This is a genomic window from Microcystis sp. T1-4, from assembly GCF_000297435.1.
Taxonomy (GTDB): Bacteria; Cyanobacteriota; Cyanobacteriia; order Cyanobacteriales; family Microcystaceae; genus Microcystis.
This window is the reverse complement of the sequence record NZ_CAIP01000271.1, coordinates 1-1,643: the sequence shown is the minus strand read 5'-3', so window position 1 is coordinate 1,643 and position 1,643 is coordinate 1. Positions and strand designations below refer to the sequence as shown.

The following is a 1,643-nucleotide window of genomic DNA, read 5'->3' as shown; positions in this document are numbered from 1 at the left end:
TGGCGTCAATCAGAATCAAAAATTGCACTGCTGATTGATGCAGACAACGCCCCTGCATCAAAAATTGAGGCGATCGTCTCTGAAATTGCAAAGTATGGAGTTGCCAATATTCGTAAGGCTTACGGAAACTGGAAAAGTCCTGCGCTGAAAGCTTGGGAGGAGTGTTTGCACGAATACGCTATTCGCCCCGTCCAACAGTTCGACTATACGAAGGGCAAAAATGCTACTGATGCTGCAATGATTATTGATGCAATGGATTTGCTGTATACACAACAGTTGGATGCTTTTGCAATCGTGTCGAGCGATTGTGACTTTACTCCTTTAGTGATGCGAATTTTGACAAATGGCTTAAAAGTCTATGGATTTGGCGAGAAGAAAACACCATTGCCTTTTGTTTATGCGTGTTCAACATTTTTATACCTAGAAACTATTGATCAAGCAGTAAATTCTGAGGAGACTTCCAAAGTTTCTGCAAGTGTGAAGAAAACTGGTAAAGAGTTGAAGCAAGACACCAAATTAATCAGTTTATTGAGGGGCGCTGTTTCTAGCACTCTAGACGATGATGGTTGGTCGAATTTGGCAGAGATTGGCGGACACATAGCAAATCAGACATCTTTTGACCCACGCAACTACGGATATGCAAAGTTGAGTGGCCTGTTCGAGGCTATTGACTTATTCGAGATTCAGCGAAAAAATAAGACAGTCTTCGTGAGGAGCAAGCAAAAGAATGGCACTACTCCAAAAACGTAGTGCAGATCTGGTAGGTGCGTTCCCTGATGCGAGTCCTACCGCTGCAGCGATCGATTTTGGGGAACACACCATGGTCATTGATTTTTTGGTTTACCCTGGCACTACTGCGACATTGGTAGATTAGGTGAGGGGAGCGAAGTCGTTTTTGAAATATACAGGGCCTCTGTGATCTGAAACCGTCAGAATCAAATTGTTGATGTGGCGGCTTCTGATGCAGATCCGTTGGTGCGAGTGCTAACATTTGATTGTTCTCGACCCTAAACAGCCTTTGACCTAGAGGGAAATGTTCACAGATTGACAGTCAGCCCGGCATTCAGCTATGTTTGAGATATTTAGAGCAAAACCTTTGAATGCCGACGCTGTTAACCGTTGGTTCATACCGATTCTTTTGCTATGCAGGCGATCGCAATGAGCCACCGCACATCCATGTTGAACGAGATCGAGAGATTGCTAAATTCTGGCTTCAGCCGGTGCGCCTTCAAAGTAACCGAGGATTTAACCGCACTGAAATTAACCGCATTCAAAAACTTGTGCAAGAAAACCAAGAGCAATTGTTAGCAGGCTGGCATGATTTCTTTAACGACTGAGCTATTTGAAACCCTCGCTATTCAGCAATTAGCCATCACAGATGATGCGCTTACTGTAGATTTATCTGACGGACGCACCCTATCTGTTCCCCTGGCATGGTATCCCCGTCTTCAGCATGGCTCAACTGAGGAGCGTAATGACTATCGTTTTATCGCCGGTGGCAATGGAATCCACTGGAATCAACTAGATGAAGACATTAGTGTTAAAAACTTAATTCTTGGCCAACCATCAGGGGAAAGTCAAAAATCATTTCAGCGTTGGTTAAATAATCGAGAAGCGATCATCTAACAAATCACTGCACTCGA

Annotated in this window: 3 protein-coding genes; all 3 read left to right on the top strand. The window is 44.0% G+C overall.

Annotation, left to right across the window (positions count from 1 at the left end; genetic code table 11):
* Positions 1-750 (top strand): NYN domain-containing protein (locus tag MICAI_RS15945; protein ID WP_039900315.1); only part of this gene is annotated, 750 nt, incomplete at its 5' end.
* A 350-nt stretch (positions 751-1,100) separates the two neighbouring features.
* On the top strand, positions 1,101-1,337 hold the full coding sequence (locus MICAI_RS15940; protein ID WP_039900313.1) for a DUF4160 domain-containing protein: 237 nt from the start codon (positions 1,101-1,103) through the stop codon (positions 1,335-1,337).
* Complete coding sequence (locus MICAI_RS15935; protein WP_002804492.1) at positions 1,318-1,626, top strand: DUF2442 domain-containing protein; 309 nt, start codon at positions 1,318-1,320, stop codon at positions 1,624-1,626. Before MICAI_RS15940 ends, MICAI_RS15935 begins: the two co-directional genes overlap by 20 nt.
* Positions 1,627-1,643: the final 17 nt, after the last annotated feature.

Bases quoted from the DNA above. Each gene is read 5' to 3' on its own strand.
- MICAI_RS15940 (WP_039900313.1), top strand. From the start codon at position 1,101: ATGCCGACGCTGTTAACCGTTGGTTCATACCGATTCTTTTGCTATGCA.
- MICAI_RS15935 (WP_002804492.1), top strand. From the start codon at position 1,318: ATGATTTCTTTAACGACTGAGCTATTTGAAACCCTCGCTATTCAGCAA.